Below are 13,839 nucleotides of genomic sequence, written 5' to 3'. Positions count from 1 at the left end.
CCGTGCAGCACCAACACACCCGCGCGGCGCACGAACGCCGGCAAGCACAGCTCGTCATCGCAACCGCTCTCGCCTGCCTGCTCGCCGCGGTCGGGCTCGGCGTCGCCGGCTGGACGCTCGCCGATCGCGGCGACACGGGCATCTGCTCGCAGACAGAGGACAGCACGCTCCGTGCGTGCGACCCGAACCGCACGATCGACTACCGCGACGGCCGCTGGTACGTCGAGCTGGCCGGCGTCGCCACACCCAACCCGATGATCAGCGGCAACGAGCCTCGGGAAGCGGGCGACCGATGATCGACGTCAACGGAAGGCGCGTGTACGTCGCGTCGACGCACGCCTACGCCGAGCAGGCCCGTGAGGCTGCCGCCTGGCTTCGCGACCTTGGAGCACACGCCGTGACGGCGACGCCCACGCGCGGCATGGCGACGCTTGGCAAGCGGATGATGCGTGCGCTGTCGGACGACATTGACGCCGTACTCGCCAGTGACCTAGTGGTGTTGATCGACGACAACCCGCAGGCGCTCGTACCGGAGGCCATCATCGCGGACGAGTTCGAGATCCCTGTCCGCATGCTGTCGGAGGTCCTGCCCGTCGCCGCGTAGGACTTCGTCCGGCGTGAGCACGGCCGACCGCCGAACGCAGAAAACCCCCTCGACCCGAGCATGGGCCGAGGGGGTTTCTTGTTGACTGCTTGACGATCCGTCTAGCGTTGCCTACCTACGCGTTCACGGACCTGCGCGACGCGCTGCGCACGTTGGAACGTCCGCTCGTTCAGGTCGATCCGCTTCATGTTGAACGTGTGGTGGTTGTTGACGACTCCAGGCTCAGTGCTCGAGCCGCCCGCGTGCGCCGTCATTGGCATCCGCTGGAACGGCTTGCCGCCGTGCCCCGTCCACGGGTTGTCGCCTGCGGCGAGGCCCGACATGATCGACGCCGTTTGCGCCGCCGTAGAAACCCAACCCCGCTGGCCGAACCGCACCAGCTCTGGGCCTTCCTCGCCGACCAGAGTCACGCGGTCAGTAGACGTCGGCCCGCCGGCTGCTTGCGCCTTGCCCGGCGACTTCTGCCCACCCCGCTTGGGATTCGTGTCCCGGATGGAGGAGTAGAAGTCCGTGTGGTAGATGTTGACGTACGAGCGCACAATCTTGCCGTCAAGCTCAGTGACCTTGCCGTACAGCAAACGAGCCTTGTCCAGCGCGCTTTGCAGGCCCGGCGCCGTAACCGTCGTCGACACGCCCTTCGGGATGCCGAGGATCTCGGTAACGTACGTCTCCGCCGCTTCCTTCGACCCCAAGAACTTCGTGGCCATGTCGACCAGTTGCGCGCGGCCGGCCGTCATGACCTTGTTTGCGTCCTCCTGATTGCCGGTCAGACGCATCGTCTGCTCAGCGACCTCGCCGGCACGCTCCCACACGTCGCGAAGCACCGCGGCATTGTCACGGCCAGCCTGCGACCCAAGGTCGAAAGCGCCCTTCATCCCCTTGGTAGCGGCGTCTCCGTTCTTGACCTCCTCGCGGTACGCGGCCAGGCGCTCGGTAACGGCGTCGATCGACTGTTCGTAGTTGGACTGGGCCGCTTGGGAAGACAGCGTGCCGTTCAGGATGTCCAGGCTTTCACGAAGCGCCTTGGCACGGTTGTCCATGGTGCCGAGCATCTCCGCCGCCGGAGACACCGCGTCCGCCTGATCCTTGAACGCCTTCTCGGACATCTGCACCGCGTCCGTCATGCCGCCCGTTGCGCCAGCGTTCTCGACCCCGGCGGCCGAGTTCTGCTCGATCTCCTTACGGGCCGTGGCAAGCTCGCCCTTCGTGCTGCTCCACACGTCCCGGAACCGGCCCACCGTGTCAGCGGTCGCCGTACCGGTCTCGCCCGCGGCGGCCCACGCGTCGTCCAGACCCTTGACACCGCCCGTCGCCTGATCCAACGGGCTGCCCTGAGACAGCAGTGCGCCGGTCACGCGGTCTGTGCCCGTCTCCGCCGCCGTCAGAGCCGTGTTGACACGCTCCCATGCGTCGGCGTTGCCGAGCTGTGCATCGACCAGATCATTCAGGCTGATGCCGAGCCGCTCCGCGTCGTCGATCAGGCCGGCGTCACGAAGACGCTTCAACGCCAACGCGCGCGTGTTCTCGGTGACAGCGCCGGTCTGTTGGTCCAACGTCGCGGTCAGTTCCTCGACCCGGCTCGCCGCGTCGGCGTTCTCCTGGGCGTACTTCGACACGATGTACGCGCCTGCGCCGAGCACCACGCCCAGCGCACCCATGCCCAGCACAGCCGTGCGGCCGGCGATGCCCAACCCGGTAAGGGCCGCCCGGAACTCAGCGAGGGCAGTAACGCCCTTGATAGCACCGGCAGCGACCAGGCCAGCAGAGCCCAGGAAGATCGTGCCCATCAGCACTGTCTGCTGCGCAGCGTTCGGCAACTCAATGAACGCGTCGACGATCGCCGTCAGCGATTGCACGATGTCCCTCGCCGCGGTGTTCGCGCCCTCGCCGCCCTCGATCAACGCAGTCTCGATCGACCCGCCGAGCCTCTCCAGGTCACCCTTGAGGTTGTCGGTCTTCAGCGCGGCGGTCTCCGCGGCGTAGCCGGCGTCGTTAACCTTGCCAGTCCAGTCCTGGATACCCTTGCCGCCCTGCTGGTACAGCACACTTGCCGCGCGGATAGCGTCCGAACCGAAGATGGTCGCCAGCGCCGCGTTACGCTGCTCCTCACCAAGCCCACCGAGACGCACCTTGAGCTGTTGAGCGAGGTCGGACATACCGACGAACGAACCGTTGGCGTCGTAAGCCGTGATGCCCAGATCGGCCATCAGGTCCGCGGCTTCCTTGCTGGGATTCATCAGCGCCAGCAGCATTGTCTTGAACGACGTGCCGGCATCCGAGCCGAGCAGGCCGGCCGACGCGAACGCCGACATTGTGCCCACGGTCTCGTCAATCGACAAGCCCGCCTGGGCAGCCACCAAGCCGCCCTGCTTCAAAGCCATCGCGAGGTCCTGCACCGAGCCCTGCGCCTTGCCGGCGCCTGCGGCGAGTAGGTCCGCCACGTGCGGGATGTCCGCGCCTTTCAGCTTGAACTGGACCAGCGCGGTTGCCGCAGTCTCCGCAGCTTCCGCGACCTCCATCTCGCCGGCCGCGGCCAGAGACAGCGCGCCGTCAAGCCCGCCACCGAGAATGTCCGCCGTCGAGACGCCCGCCTTGGCCAGCTCCTCGATCGCCGCGGCGGCTTCCGTCGCCGAGAAGGCAGTTTCCTTGCCGGCCTTCAGCGCCGCGCCGCGCAACAGATCCATGTCCGCCGCACTAGCGTGCGTCGCCGCCTGAACCTTCGACATGCCCGCGTCGAAGTCGGCAAACGACTTCACAGCCGCCGCCGCCGCACCGACCAGCGCCAGGCCGAACACGCCCGCCGTGTTGGACAGTGTGTTCAGCTTGTCTGAATGCTTGTTCGCCCCGTCGAGCAGCTTGTTGCTGAAATCCGCGGCCGACTTCGAAGCCGTCCGCATGCCCGCGACGAAGCCGGCGACCTTCGCCAACAGGTTTACAGCAACGGTCCGGTTAGCCACGGGGCACCGCCGGGGGGATTGTGGTCATGTTCTCTCCTTGGCCCGGCGTCGCAGAGCGCGGGAACGGGCACGGTTTCGCCTTGTGGCGAACGCAAAGATCCCCGCGCCGCAGGAGTGCGGGGCGGGGTATGGTCGGCAGATCTGCCGTGGAAGTACTTGCTAGCTTGCGGCTTCGGCTCGAGGGCTTGCGGCTACGTGCGGCGCAAGTCTGCCGCTAGCTGGCGCGGTAGATGTCACGCGCCAATGGGACGTTGATGCCAGCGCGCTGCAGTCGCTCGGCCGCTTCAGATCCGCGTCGACTTCCGCTACGCCTGCCCCGCACGGTCAGAGGACCTCGAGAGCGTGCTGACGATTCTCAAGGTGTAAGCCCCACACCGCCTAAATATGGGTGTAGTACGTGCGCGTGCGTTCGAGGTCGTCGCCGCGCCACACAACGTCCACGTGCATGGCGACACGTGGGTGATGGAGCGATGATCCGGTAACCGACCAGCCCGCGTCCGCCGCGATGCGCAGCAGATCAGTCTCATCGCGACGGTCACGTAGCACGATGTCCCCGCGGTCGCTGGCACCAACGCTCATGCCTGCGCCCCGCGCTAGGCCGATGAGCCGAAACAGCTCGTCCATATGTCTGGAGTCTTCCGATCTATGAACCTGGCCGAGAGTCTTTGAACTTGACAGACCCCTCTGACCCCTCACCGGCGGTGTTCTGACCTGCGGGTATGGGGGTACTCCCCCACCCGGTAGGCGCGCCGACCTCAAAGATGGCTTGCATGCTGAGGCGAGCGTGAGCGCACACACGTACAAGTCGCCGCGTGCGTACGCGCTCCGTGTGCGCTGTGCTCGAGCACACAGCCCAAGCACGCCGACCACGAGCACCACACCGTGTGGCTGTCTTGCCCTGCCGTGCTGTAGTTGGTGGTGGTCCATGACACCCGAGCACCTTGCGTGCTCATATGCGTGCACACTCGCATGCTGTGTTGCACAGCGCGATGTGTACAGGCGAGTAGGTGTGTAGTGCCCATGCCATTGCGGCAGAGGACTGGACCCGGCGTGCGTGTAGATGCCCCTATGCGCCCAAGGCTGCGATGCCTCTGTGCGTGGCTGTGCGCCACGCTGACAGGGCAGCAGGGGCGAGGGGTAGTGGGGTGGGGGTGGAGTGCGCCCCTGCCAGACCAGCACATCCCGGTGTACTGGCCTGGCAGGGTGCGGGCTATTGCCCTGCCGGGTGCTCGGCGTACCAGCGCTGCACTTCCACTGCCAGATCGGACAGTGCCATCAGGCAAGTCCTTGTACTGACCTGGTGAACGACGGGCGGCTCCAGCGCGATCGCGCATAGCAGTCCGTGAAGGTAATCCCGCTGCTCATCGTCGGCCACCAGGAGGCTCTCAACCACCTCGAAGACCTTCTCTCGGACGGCGAGCGGGAGCAGAGCGATACGGTCGTCCAGATCGCGCCACAGTGCCACGGCGAGGTACTCGGATGGGCCTGACGGGCTACCCATTGATGAGGCTCTCTCGATCGAGCATCCGGCCGACGAGGAACCTTGCCGTAATGAGAGCCTGCTCGCCGGCTTGCTTGCTGGCTTTGTACCGCTGCACAGCCTCGCGCCTTGTCGGACTGTCAAGTCCGGCGTTTATCGCTTCGCTCCGGAGAGATGCGTGGAAGTCGGCCTCAAGACTGAGGCTCTTGCTGACCAGTTCGCCGGTCCGTCCAACCACCAAGGCACCAAGAGCGTCGTCCCTGCGCGCCAGTCCCCGCAGTACGCTCTGTTTGTCGTCGCCCGCCAGCTCAAGCGCGAGCCGTAGATCGTCGCGGGCCGACGCTTCCTGCGCAGGGTCAAGCTGAGGCAGTGCCCGCGCGTACAGGGCCGCGTCGCGGACCTGTAGCTGTGCCTCAGTCTGCGCGAGCAGAGACTCGACGGTCTCCGCGCCCTTCGCAACAGCCTCCTCGGCGAGGCGCTTGCGGCCCTCGGGGTACAGCCGGTCATCCGCCAGCAGGTCCTCCGCCGCGTTCCGTGCCTGCTGGGCCACGCGGATAGGCGAGGCGATGTCCAGCGGCGGGATGCCGTCGATCGGCGTTCCAGAGTTGACGGTGCGGGCGAACTCAGCAGCGCGTTCGAAGACCGGTGCCAGCTCAGCGTTAGCATCTTCGAAGCGTTGCTCGTTGCCGTTCTCGGGGTACATGTGCGGGCTCCTATCGGGTACGGGGAATGATGTAGGTGATGTTCGGCTCTTCTCCGCGCTGCTCGACAAACCGCGTCAGCTCGGAGGCGTCAGCGCTGAGTGCGCCGAAGCCCGGACAGTAAGCCGTCGAGCCGTCCTCGCGGGTGAAGCGGTGCGGGCCGTGCGGATCGGTGCCGCAGTCGTCGTCAGCCATCAGCGTCTCCGGTTCTTCGAGCTTCGACCGGCGGGCTCCTGCCGGCGCGCCTCCGCGCGCTGGAACTTCGCCGCCTGATCGCGAGTCTCGGCCGTGCCGCGGCGGACGCCGCCGGGCTCGATCGCATGGGCGACGCGGATATCGATAGGCACCGGTAGGTGCGCCGGCCAAGTGCCGTTCGCCCGCATCCGGCGGCCTGCCTCCTCGATCGGCTCTGCGACCAGCAGCATAGGTAGCGGCTTGCCGCCTAGCTGCTTCGCGATGCGCTCGCCGAGACCGACAGACTGGGGCGCGTTCGTGCCGGGCCGCGGCGACTCGCAGTCCCCGCACCGCGACGCCCACGCAGGGCGAAGCTTCTCTTCACGCCGGTCCCAACGCATCTTCATCCGGAAGGCGCTCCGCGGCTTCGTCGTCTCGCAGTGCGTACACAGCTTTGACTCGGACGGCGGGCTCGGCAGGGTTGAGTTGTTGTCCATGAGATCCCTCGGGATCGTGGCACGCCAAAGTACGCCGGGCATGCTAACGGCGTTGAAAACAAGGGATGTCGGGCAGGGTGGCACCCGGATCGCCGCCGCAACGAGACGATCCGGGCTCACCATCCCCTGATGCGCGCCACGCAAGGAGGGGCGTGGCGCGGTCTAACCCGACCGCGGGCTCTCAGGTCGCGGTCGGGAGCCTGTTTACCGGCGTGCGCGCCGGTCGGGCAGCGAGACTACGCTCGCGTCGTGCGTCCCTGTTGCCTGGAGTGGGACGGGCCGCTGCCTAGCGTCCATGCGGGCGAGCAGCTTCTCGGCGAGCTTGTCGGCTGTGCGTTCCATCAACTCGGTTTCGCTGAACACGGTTGCTTCCTTCTGATCGGATCGGTTTTCTCTTTGTAGCAAGTCTTCTACGATCCGCCCGGCCTCCGCACGACGCTCGAGCTTGGAGCGCGCGGAAACGGTAGCCGGGAACAGGTAGGTCGCCCCACCGCTCCGCCGCCGGCACAGCGCACAGGCCCTGGCGATACGGTGGAACGCCGATCTGCCAAGCAGGAGAGGGCTTCCGTTTTCCTCGTCGGTGAACGCCTTGACGTACCACTGGTGAAGCAGCGTGGACTTGACAGCCGCTCCAGGGTGTAGCTCCCTCGCCGCCAGCACCCACGCCGCGGCGTGGACCTCGAGCGTAGAGTCGCACGCCGCACGCTCCGCCGCACGCGCCTTGCGCATGTAGTCGCGGTGCCTGGCGCGCTTCTGCTCCGCGGTCATCACCTCGCGCACGACGGGCGGCTTCCGCCACGTCGGCGCGGAGCCGCGTACGTACCGGGCCACGTCGGACAGGTACGCCCGCACGGTGTCTGGGTGGGCTGCCGCGAGGAGCGCGCGAGTGTCTTTGTACGGTCGCTTGGCATCCGGTCTGTCTGGCAGGGCTGAGAGCCAGGCGCGAAGGTCCCGCGCGAGTGCGTCAAGGCCGATCTGCGCGGGCGCGGTGTCGGTGCCGCGTGGCCGCGTGTAGGCACTGCCGTTGCGCCGCAGAACCTCATAGGACAAGGCGTTCACGGCGAGGCGAGCAAGCACGCGTGGTCCGGGAAGTTCTACGGTCAAGCCGGCGCCGTCGTCGTCGAGCCGGTACATGACGGGCCGGTCAGGCTTGGCGGGCTGCCAGGGTCCTGCGTCGCTTAGCCGGGCGAAGTGGTCCTCGGGGGTCATCGTCGTCGTCTCGTTCCGTGCGAAGGTTGGCGTGTGCATGGTCGTGCACACGTCCTCAAGTGGTGTCTGGCGCATGGTCAGGTGCTAACGCACGAAGGGTTTTAAGTAGCCGGGCCTCCCCATGCCGCTCTAGCCGAGGGACCAGCTCGGCATCATGGTGCGACGTGAGGAGACCCGGCGGTTCCCTCGCACGGGACTCGTGGGCCGCTTACGCGGCTTGGCGCAACTGGCGCCGCAGCTCGTAAAGCTCGGTGCGCATCGCTTGGACACGCCGCCGATATCGCGCGTGCCGGCATCGGCCGGAGCACGTGAGCCTGCGCGGGTCGGCGTCTGTGGCGAGCGGGGCGCCGCATGCGTCACAAGCTCGAGATCTGATTGTCAGCATGGGGTCTCCCTTCGACCATCGCTAACGGAGCGACGCCGCAGCGTTCATCGTCGCTCAGATAGAGGGCCAGCCACGGCGAGGCTGCTCACGCGAACAGCGTCTTTTGCCCTTTCCTTAAAAGAGGGTCAGTGCGCTCAGCGCGACCAGGGAGTATGGCGGAGCGTGACGAGTCGCTACGGTAAAGACCTGGCAAAGCCTGTCACGTGGCCGCGAGAGTCGGGCCGGCGTGCCCCCTAGGCACTGCCGCCGAGCGGCGCCGTGCGGGGCGCTGACCTGGGCAGGTGATGTTTTTCTGTGAGAGGGCGCGTTTAGCGTCCCTCTCCTGTTCTTTGTATAGATGATGATGAGTTACGTCTAGTAGGAGAGGGCAGTTACACGGTCCCTTTCACAGAAAAACATCACCTCGGGCAAGGCCGCTCCGCTCGGCGCTCCAGCCGGCGTGCGTCCGGCGTCAGTCGTCCCGCAACACATACGTGCCACGCTGCGGCGCGGTCCGCGTGTATCCGTGCTCGGCGAGCAGCCGGACAGCTCTCCGGGCCGTCTCGCGCGCGACGCCGTACTCCTGGCTGAGCGCCAGTTCGGACGCCATCAGCTCGCCGACAGGCCAGTCGCCACGGCGGATGCGGGCACGCAGGATCCCTGTCAACTGGAGGTAGACAGACAACACCGCAGTGTGATCTACCTGCGCAGATGCAGCCATATCCGGGATCTCACGAGCCATGCAAGGCAACCTAGCCGGATGTCCCAAACAGGACGCTTGTCCGTCTCTAGAGCCTTGTCTTAGACAAGGCAGACAAGGCCAACTAGACTGCGCTCAGCGGGACCGGGCGGACGAAGGCGCTTGCCCCTGTCGATCGTTCGTCCGGCCCCGCGCCAACCAGCGAGGAGAGGACAGAGGGAATGGGCGAGGTTCAGCTCGACGAGCTACGGCAGGCCATCACAGCCGCCGAGATCCCCGGCGTGGCGGGTGTAGGCGACCACACGACTCATGTCGGCGTGTACTTCCGAGTCGGCGGGGCCTGGGTGATCTGGGCTCGAGGGAACCGACGCGGTGAGGTCACGTGGGCTATCGAAGGGCACAACGCGCCCGTGTCGCCCGTCGCCAGCGGTGTACGCGTCGTCGAGCTGATCCGCGAGGAGGCAGCCGAACGCGCATGACAGCCCGCCAGACGCGAACAGCGCCCGACCCCCACCGTGGAGCCGGGCGCTTCTGCTGTGCGGGGCTTGGATGGTCAGGGCGTGTCGTAGTCCTCGACGCCGCCCTCTCGCCAGACTACGTTGACGCGCTCCTCGATCGGCTCGCGGCCGTTCCGGGTGCGGCTCGGCGCCACCTCGACGGCTTCCAGGCCCGTCATGAGCAGCCCGCGGTGCTCCTCGACGTCCTCGGTCCTCTCCCACGCCGCCGCGAACGTCTCGCCGGTCCTGTGAGCCCGTACGGCGGGTGCCGACGTCTCGACCGCTCGAGCCTTAGACCTGGCGTCCTTCAGTGCCGCCAGCCTCTCAGCCAGCGCCGGCACGTCTGCGTCATCGTCGGCCATACGGGCGGTCGTCTCGGAGATCGCATGCTCGATCTCGGTCAGCCCGGGCGCCGGGTCGTCACCCTCGACGGGCTCTAGCTCGACGACCTCGAAGCCGCCGACCGCCCGGAGGAACTCGGCGACAACATGCTTCTCCAGCGCTCCGCGGTTGATGCCCGCCGGAGATGCGCACTCGTTGCGCTTCTGGACACCGGGGCACCTGTACTGGAGGTACCCGCCGGACGTGTGGCGGTACAGCAACCGTCCACACGTCGCACACCGCGCGAGCCCATACAGCAACGCCGGCTCGGCGCCGGCCTTCTGCCGCGTACCCGGCCGCTTCGCTTCGTCGAGAATCGCCAACAGGTCGCGACGCTCGGCGGGTGTGATGATCGCGATCGACTCGTCAATGACTGGTAACCCGTCAGCGCCTCGCAGGACGTCCGTGAGGACCTTCTCACCGGGCTTACGACTCGGCGTGTACGTCGTCATGCCCGCCAGCGCCGGAGCCCGCAGAATCGCCTCTATGGATGCCTCATGCCAGTGCGTGTCGGACTTCCGGCCGCTTCGCTCGCGAGGCTGCACGCCGGACTCTTCGAACCATCGCGCAAGCCCGTACACGCTCTCACGAGTGAACGCACGCCGGACCAGCTCGCGTGTGTCGTCGATCCGCTCCGGGTCGTGCGCGAGCACCATGCCCGGCCCGTCAGGGTTCGGAACGTTGATGAAGCCAAACGGCGGACGGCCTCCAGCTCGGCGACCGGCCGCCAGGATCGCGCGCCGAGCGGCCTTCACTCGAGCAGAGATCGCGGCGGCCTCCAGCTCGGCGAACACCGCGAGCATGGTCGCGAACGCCCGACCCTGCGCCGTCGTCATGTCGATGGGGTCCTCGACCGCCACCAGGCCCGCGCCGCGGTCGCGGAGAGCCTCGTCGGCATGGAGGAAGTCCAGGACGCGCCGTGCGAGCCGATCGACCTTCCACACGATCACGGCCTCGAACCGCTCGCCGGAGTCGAGCAGGGCACGCCAGCCTGCCCGGTCCTCCGGCTTGTTCTTGGTGGCGCTCACGCCGTCGTCTACGGCCTCGACAGCTACCGTCCAGCCGCGCGCGTCCGCATACTTGCGGCAGGCGTCGAGCTGACGCTCAATCGAGACAGACTCCTCTGTCGTGACGCTCAGGCGTGCGTACAGCGCCACCCTGCGGGTTGCATCTTTGCTGGCCATGCCCGCTAGCCTACTACGCGTCGACTGTGCTACTGTCAGCAATACCTCTACAAAGTCCCGAACGGCTACTGCGGCCTCGGCGGCACTGGCGTGAGCTGCCCCATCGGGCTGGGAGTGCAGCCGAGCTGATCATGGCGCGGCGCCGGATCGGGGCGCCGTCGTTGGAGGGTGGCCAGGTTTCCGGGGCCGCGGATCGGGCGGGCGCTGTGGAAGAGTGGCGGGATGTCGACGAACGCGAGTGTGCTGATGGTTCGGGACGATGTTGCCGGGTTTCCGCTGCATGAGTTGCCGGCCGGTTATCGCTTCCGCTTGTATCGGGAGGGCGATGACGTCACCTGGACGGAGTTGCAGCTGGCCGCCGAGCCGTACGTCGAGGTGACGCCTGCGCTGTTCGTGCGGGAGTTCGGTGCGGACCGCGACGCACTTACGGATCGGATGTTCTTTGTCGAGACGGTGGACGGAGAGCCGGCGGCGAGCATCACGGCGTGGTGGGAACGCGATCGGCACAGCCCGACCGAACGCGGGCGCATCCACTGGGTCGTGGTGCATCCGGACCACCAGCGGCGCGGCCTCACCAAGCCGATGATGACCCGGGCGATGCAGCGGCTCGCCCGGAGCCACTCCAGCGCCATGCTGGGCACCTCCGCCGGACGCACGTGGGCGCTCAAGGTCTACCTCGACTTCGGCTTCTATCCCGACCCGGCCGAGCTGGAGGCCAAGCCCGAGGTCGCAGCAGCTTGGCGGGACGTACAGGAGCGGCTGGACCATCCACTGTTGGCCCGATCCCTGCGCTGACGCAGCAACAACTCTCCGGCTGACAACTACTTGCCAAGATGGAAAGTAGTTGCTAACTTCTACACAAGTTGCCACACCAGCCCAGGGGAGTACGCCATGGAACCCGAAGAAGCCGTCCAAGCACTCCAGCAGGATCAGCGCAGCCGCGATGCCGTTCGCGCCAGCAGTCGGTGGGGGTTCAGGATCCTGCTCGCGTGGGGGCTGCTCACGCTCGTCACCGAGCCGGCGATGGCGCTGGCGCCGTTCCCCTGGTTGTTCGTGCCGATCGGCGTGCTGGCGGTCTTCGTTGCCTGGTTGGCGATCTATGCCAACCGTCAGAAGGTCACCGCTCGCGGGTTCGGGGGACGCTACACCGCGGTCGTCACCGCGACCAGCATGCTCCACATCGCCTACATGTACGTCGTGTTCGGGCTGGGGGTGCACAACCCGGCGGCAGTGATCCCCGCCGGGTGGGTTGTCGCGGTCCCGCTGTTCGTGGGCGCCTACGTCGAGGGCAGGCAGAAGTGACGCATCCCCGGCACCAGCTCGACGACCTGATCCATTCGCCCGTACGCCTGTCGATCGTCGCTCTGCTCGCGCAGGCGGAGAAGGCGGAGTTCTCGTTCGTACGAGACGCCGTCGAGATCACCGACTCCGCGCTGTCCAAGCAGATCTCGGCGCTCGAGAACGCCGGCTACGTCAAGGTCACCAAGGGTTTCGTCGGCAAGCGCCCGCGCACCTGGATCACACTGAGCAAGAACGGCCAGAAGGCGTACGAGAAACACCTCGCCGCCCTCCACGCGATCGCCGAAGGCCGATAGCAGGCCAAAGCCCTTACACCACTGCGAATCGCTCGGCCCGCGCCGCAGGCGTGCGCACCGAGCCGAGCTCGGAGTACGCCGACGCCACCCGGCGGACGGCCTCCACGAGCTCGGCTTCGGGCAGTGTGTAAGGCATTCGCACGAAGCGCTCGAACGCCCCGCCCACGCCGAACTTCGGCCCCGGCCCGATCCGTACCCCGTGCAGGTCGCAGGAAGCGGCCAGCGCACTCGCCACCGGCCTGGGAAGCTCGCACCACAAGGCCATTCCACCCGCGGGTACGTCGAACCGCCAGTCCGGCAAGTGTGTTCGCAACGCCGTCATCAGCACCGAACGCCGCTCGCGCAAGACCGAACGCTGAGCCGCGATCACCGAGGAGTGCGACGCCAGCAGCTCGGCAACGGTGAGCTGCGACAGCACCGCGGTCCCCAAGTCGCCCGCCACCCGGGCCGCGAGCAGCGTCGGCATCAGCGAGATCGGCGCCCGGATCCACCCGATCCCGAGCCCGCCCCAGTACGCCTTGCTGGCCGACCCGATCAGCACCAGATCGCTCTCCGCCCGCCCGTACGCCGGCAACGGCGCGGGCATCTCGGAGTCGGGAACGTCGAGCCCGAGGTCGACCAGTGTCTCGTCGACCACGGCCAGGGTCCGCGTGCGCGCCATCAGGTCCGCCACCCGGATCCGGTCGGCGGCGGACATCAGCTGGCCGGTGGGGTTCTGGAAGTCCGCGATCAGGTAGGCCACCCGCGGCGCGACCTGTCGCAGGGTCGCCTCCAGCATGTCGAGGTCCCAGCCCGCCGGCCCCAGCGCGGTCGGCACCGGCCGCCCCGACACCAGCCCGATCGTCTCCAGTGCGTTCGCGTACGTCGGATGTTCGACCAGCACCCGATCCCCGGGCCCCACGAAAGCCTGCAGAACAAGGGCGAACGCCTGCAGCGCCCCGCCCACCACCAGGATCTGGTCGGCAGTCGTCGGCAGCCCGCGCTCGGTGTAGCGCGACGCCAGCAGCTCCCGCAGCGCAGGCAGCCCCAGTTGCGTGTAGCCGTGCCCGCCGAGGTAGGCAGGCAGTTGGGCCGTGGCCGCCGACACCGCCGCCCCGATTCCCGGCGGCGCCGCCAGCGACGCGCACCCGAGGTCGAAGCGCCCGTCCTCCGGCTCGGTCGGAGACAAGCCGCGCGGCCGGTTCGGGTTGACGTCCTGCGGCACCGCGACCCGGCTGGCCGAGCCGCGCCGGCTGATCAGGAAGCCGAGCTCGCGCAGCCGCCCGTACGCCGCCGCAACCGTGGTGCGACTGGCCTGCAATGCCCGGGCCAGTTCGCGCTCGCTGGGGAGGCGAGTGCCCGGAGGCAGCCGCCCGTCCAGCACGAGCGTGCGTACGGTGTTGGCCAGCGCCACGTAGCCCGGACGGCTGTGCTGCCAGGACCCGAGCAGCCGGGCCAGCTGGTCAGCAGTGACGGTACGTTCCATCATGCGGTCCAGCTTCTCAAAACTGGCTATG

Annotated in this window: 16 protein-coding genes; 6 read left to right on the top strand and 10 right to left on the bottom strand. The window is 67.5% G+C overall.

The window, feature by feature from the left end:
• Positions 1-2: 2 nt before the first annotated feature.
• Together ACYVF6_RS27360 and ACYVF6_RS27355 are read left to right on the top strand one after the other, a co-directional pair.
• Positions 3-296 (top strand): hypothetical protein, encoded by a 294-nt coding sequence (locus ACYVF6_RS27360; protein ID WP_460525427.1) that lies wholly within the window; start codon positions 3-5, stop codon positions 294-296.
• Positions 293-604, top strand: a complete 312-nt coding sequence (locus ACYVF6_RS27355) for a hypothetical protein (RefSeq protein WP_460525426.1) — start codon at positions 293-295, stop codon at positions 602-604. The genes ACYVF6_RS27360 and ACYVF6_RS27355 overlap by 4 nt, the downstream gene beginning before the upstream one ends.
• A 101-nt stretch (positions 605-705) precedes the next feature.
• On the opposite strand, the gene ACYVF6_RS27350 is transcribed toward ACYVF6_RS27355, so the two are convergent.
• From ACYVF6_RS27350 to ACYVF6_RS27315, 8 genes are all read right to left on the bottom strand, one after another.
• Positions 706-3,531 carry a phage tail tape measure protein gene (locus ACYVF6_RS27350; protein WP_460525425.1) on the bottom strand — a complete coding sequence of 942 codons (2,826 nt, stop codon included), beginning with the start codon at positions 3,529-3,531 and terminating at the stop codon, positions 706-708.
• Positions 3,532-3,939: 408 nt separating this feature from the next.
• The gene (locus ACYVF6_RS27345; RefSeq protein ID WP_460525424.1) at positions 3,940-4,185 is read right to left on the bottom strand and encodes a hypothetical protein; all 246 of its coding nucleotides are present in this window, start codon (positions 4,183-4,185) and stop codon (positions 3,940-3,942) included.
• 586 nt (positions 4,186-4,771) lie between these two features.
• On the bottom strand, positions 4,772-5,026 hold the full coding sequence (locus tag ACYVF6_RS27340; RefSeq protein WP_460525423.1) for a hypothetical protein: 255 nt from the start codon (positions 5,024-5,026) through the stop codon (positions 4,772-4,774).
• Between the two features lie 28 nt (positions 5,027-5,054).
• Entirely contained in the window at positions 5,055-5,744 is a 690-nt protein-coding gene (locus ACYVF6_RS27335) for a hypothetical protein (protein WP_460525422.1), read from the bottom strand.
• A 10-nt stretch (positions 5,745-5,754) separates the two neighbouring features.
• Positions 5,755-5,937, bottom strand: a complete 183-nt coding sequence (locus tag ACYVF6_RS27330; protein ID WP_460525421.1) for a hypothetical protein — start codon at positions 5,935-5,937, stop codon at positions 5,755-5,757.
• A complete protein-coding gene (locus ACYVF6_RS27325) occupies positions 5,937-6,413 on the bottom strand; it encodes a hypothetical protein (RefSeq protein WP_460525420.1) in 477 nt (158 codons plus the stop codon). The genes ACYVF6_RS27330 and ACYVF6_RS27325 overlap by 1 nt, the downstream gene beginning before the upstream one ends.
• A gap of 204 nt (positions 6,414-6,617) precedes the next feature.
• Positions 6,618-7,661: a hypothetical protein gene (locus tag ACYVF6_RS27320; RefSeq protein WP_460525419.1), complete on the bottom strand. Its 1,044-nt coding sequence runs from the start codon at positions 7,659-7,661 to the stop codon at positions 6,618-6,620.
• 797 nt (positions 7,662-8,458) lie between these two features.
• Positions 8,459-8,671: a GntR family transcriptional regulator gene (locus ACYVF6_RS27315; RefSeq protein ID WP_460525418.1), complete on the bottom strand. Its 213-nt coding sequence runs from the start codon at positions 8,669-8,671 to the stop codon at positions 8,459-8,461.
• Positions 8,672-8,907: 236 nt separating this feature from the next.
• On the opposite strand from ACYVF6_RS27315, the gene ACYVF6_RS27310 reads away from it, so the two are divergent.
• Positions 8,908-9,165, top strand: a complete 258-nt coding sequence (locus ACYVF6_RS27310) for a hypothetical protein (RefSeq protein ID WP_460525417.1) — start codon at positions 8,908-8,910, stop codon at positions 9,163-9,165.
• A 74-nt stretch (positions 9,166-9,239) separates the two neighbouring features.
• On the opposite strand, the gene ACYVF6_RS27305 is transcribed toward ACYVF6_RS27310, so the two are convergent.
• Complete coding sequence (locus tag ACYVF6_RS27305) at positions 9,240-10,790, bottom strand: recombinase family protein (RefSeq protein WP_460525416.1); 1,551 nt, start codon at positions 10,788-10,790, stop codon at positions 9,240-9,242.
• A 180-nt stretch (positions 10,791-10,970) separates the two neighbouring features.
• On the opposite strand from ACYVF6_RS27305, the gene ACYVF6_RS27300 reads away from it, so the two are divergent.
• From ACYVF6_RS27300 to ACYVF6_RS27290, 3 genes are all read left to right on the top strand, one after another.
• On the top strand, positions 10,971-11,543 hold the full coding sequence (locus tag ACYVF6_RS27300; RefSeq protein ID WP_460525415.1) for a GNAT family N-acetyltransferase: 573 nt from the start codon (positions 10,971-10,973) through the stop codon (positions 11,541-11,543).
• 96 nt (positions 11,544-11,639) lie between these two features.
• Positions 11,640-12,050, top strand: coding sequence for a hypothetical protein (locus tag ACYVF6_RS27295; protein ID WP_460525414.1), 411 nt, complete (start codon positions 11,640-11,642; stop codon positions 12,048-12,050).
• The gene (locus ACYVF6_RS27290) at positions 12,047-12,343 is read left to right on the top strand and encodes a winged helix-turn-helix domain-containing protein (protein ID WP_460525413.1); all 297 of its coding nucleotides are present in this window, start codon (positions 12,047-12,049) and stop codon (positions 12,341-12,343) included. The genes ACYVF6_RS27295 and ACYVF6_RS27290 overlap by 4 nt, the downstream gene beginning before the upstream one ends.
• Positions 12,344-12,356: 13 nt before the next feature.
• Here the strand turns inward: ACYVF6_RS27290 and yczR are convergent, their stop codons facing one another.
• On the bottom strand, positions 12,357-13,811 hold the full coding sequence (gene yczR, locus ACYVF6_RS27285; protein WP_460525412.1) for an aminotransferase-like domain-containing protein: 1,455 nt from the start codon (positions 13,809-13,811) through the stop codon (positions 12,357-12,359).
• Positions 13,812-13,839 lie beyond the last annotated feature (28 nt).

This window comes from Flindersiella endophytica, assembly GCF_054779015.1.
Note: the sequence above shows the minus strand (reverse complement) of the source record. Positions and strands in the feature narration are given on the sequence as shown.

Bases quoted from the DNA above. Each gene is read 5' to 3' on its own strand.
- ACYVF6_RS27355 (WP_460525426.1), top strand. From the start codon at position 293: ATGATCGACGTCAACGGAAGGCGCGTGTACGTCGCGTCGACGCACGCC.
- ACYVF6_RS27345 (WP_460525424.1), bottom strand. From the start codon at position 4,185: ATGGACGAGCTGTTTCGGCTCATCGGCCTAGCGCGGGGCGCAGGCATG.
- ACYVF6_RS27335 (WP_460525422.1), bottom strand. From the start codon at position 5,744: ATGTACCCCGAGAACGGCAACGAGCAACGCTTCGAAGATGCTAACGCT.
- ACYVF6_RS27330 (WP_460525421.1), bottom strand. From the start codon at position 5,937: ATGGCTGACGACGACTGCGGCACCGATCCGCACGGCCCGCACCGCTTC.
- ACYVF6_RS27325 (WP_460525420.1), bottom strand. From the start codon at position 6,413: ATGGACAACAACTCAACCCTGCCGAGCCCGCCGTCCGAGTCAAAGCTG.
- ACYVF6_RS27320 (WP_460525419.1), bottom strand. From the start codon at position 7,661: ATGCACACGCCAACCTTCGCACGGAACGAGACGACGACGATGACCCCC.
- ACYVF6_RS27310 (WP_460525417.1), top strand. From the start codon at position 8,908: ATGGGCGAGGTTCAGCTCGACGAGCTACGGCAGGCCATCACAGCCGCC.
- ACYVF6_RS27300 (WP_460525415.1), top strand. From the start codon at position 10,971: ATGTCGACGAACGCGAGTGTGCTGATGGTTCGGGACGATGTTGCCGGG.
- ACYVF6_RS27295 (WP_460525414.1), top strand. From the start codon at position 11,640: ATGGAACCCGAAGAAGCCGTCCAAGCACTCCAGCAGGATCAGCGCAGC.
- yczR (WP_460525412.1), bottom strand. From the start codon at position 13,811: ATGATGGAACGTACCGTCACTGCTGACCAGCTGGCCCGGCTGCTCGGG.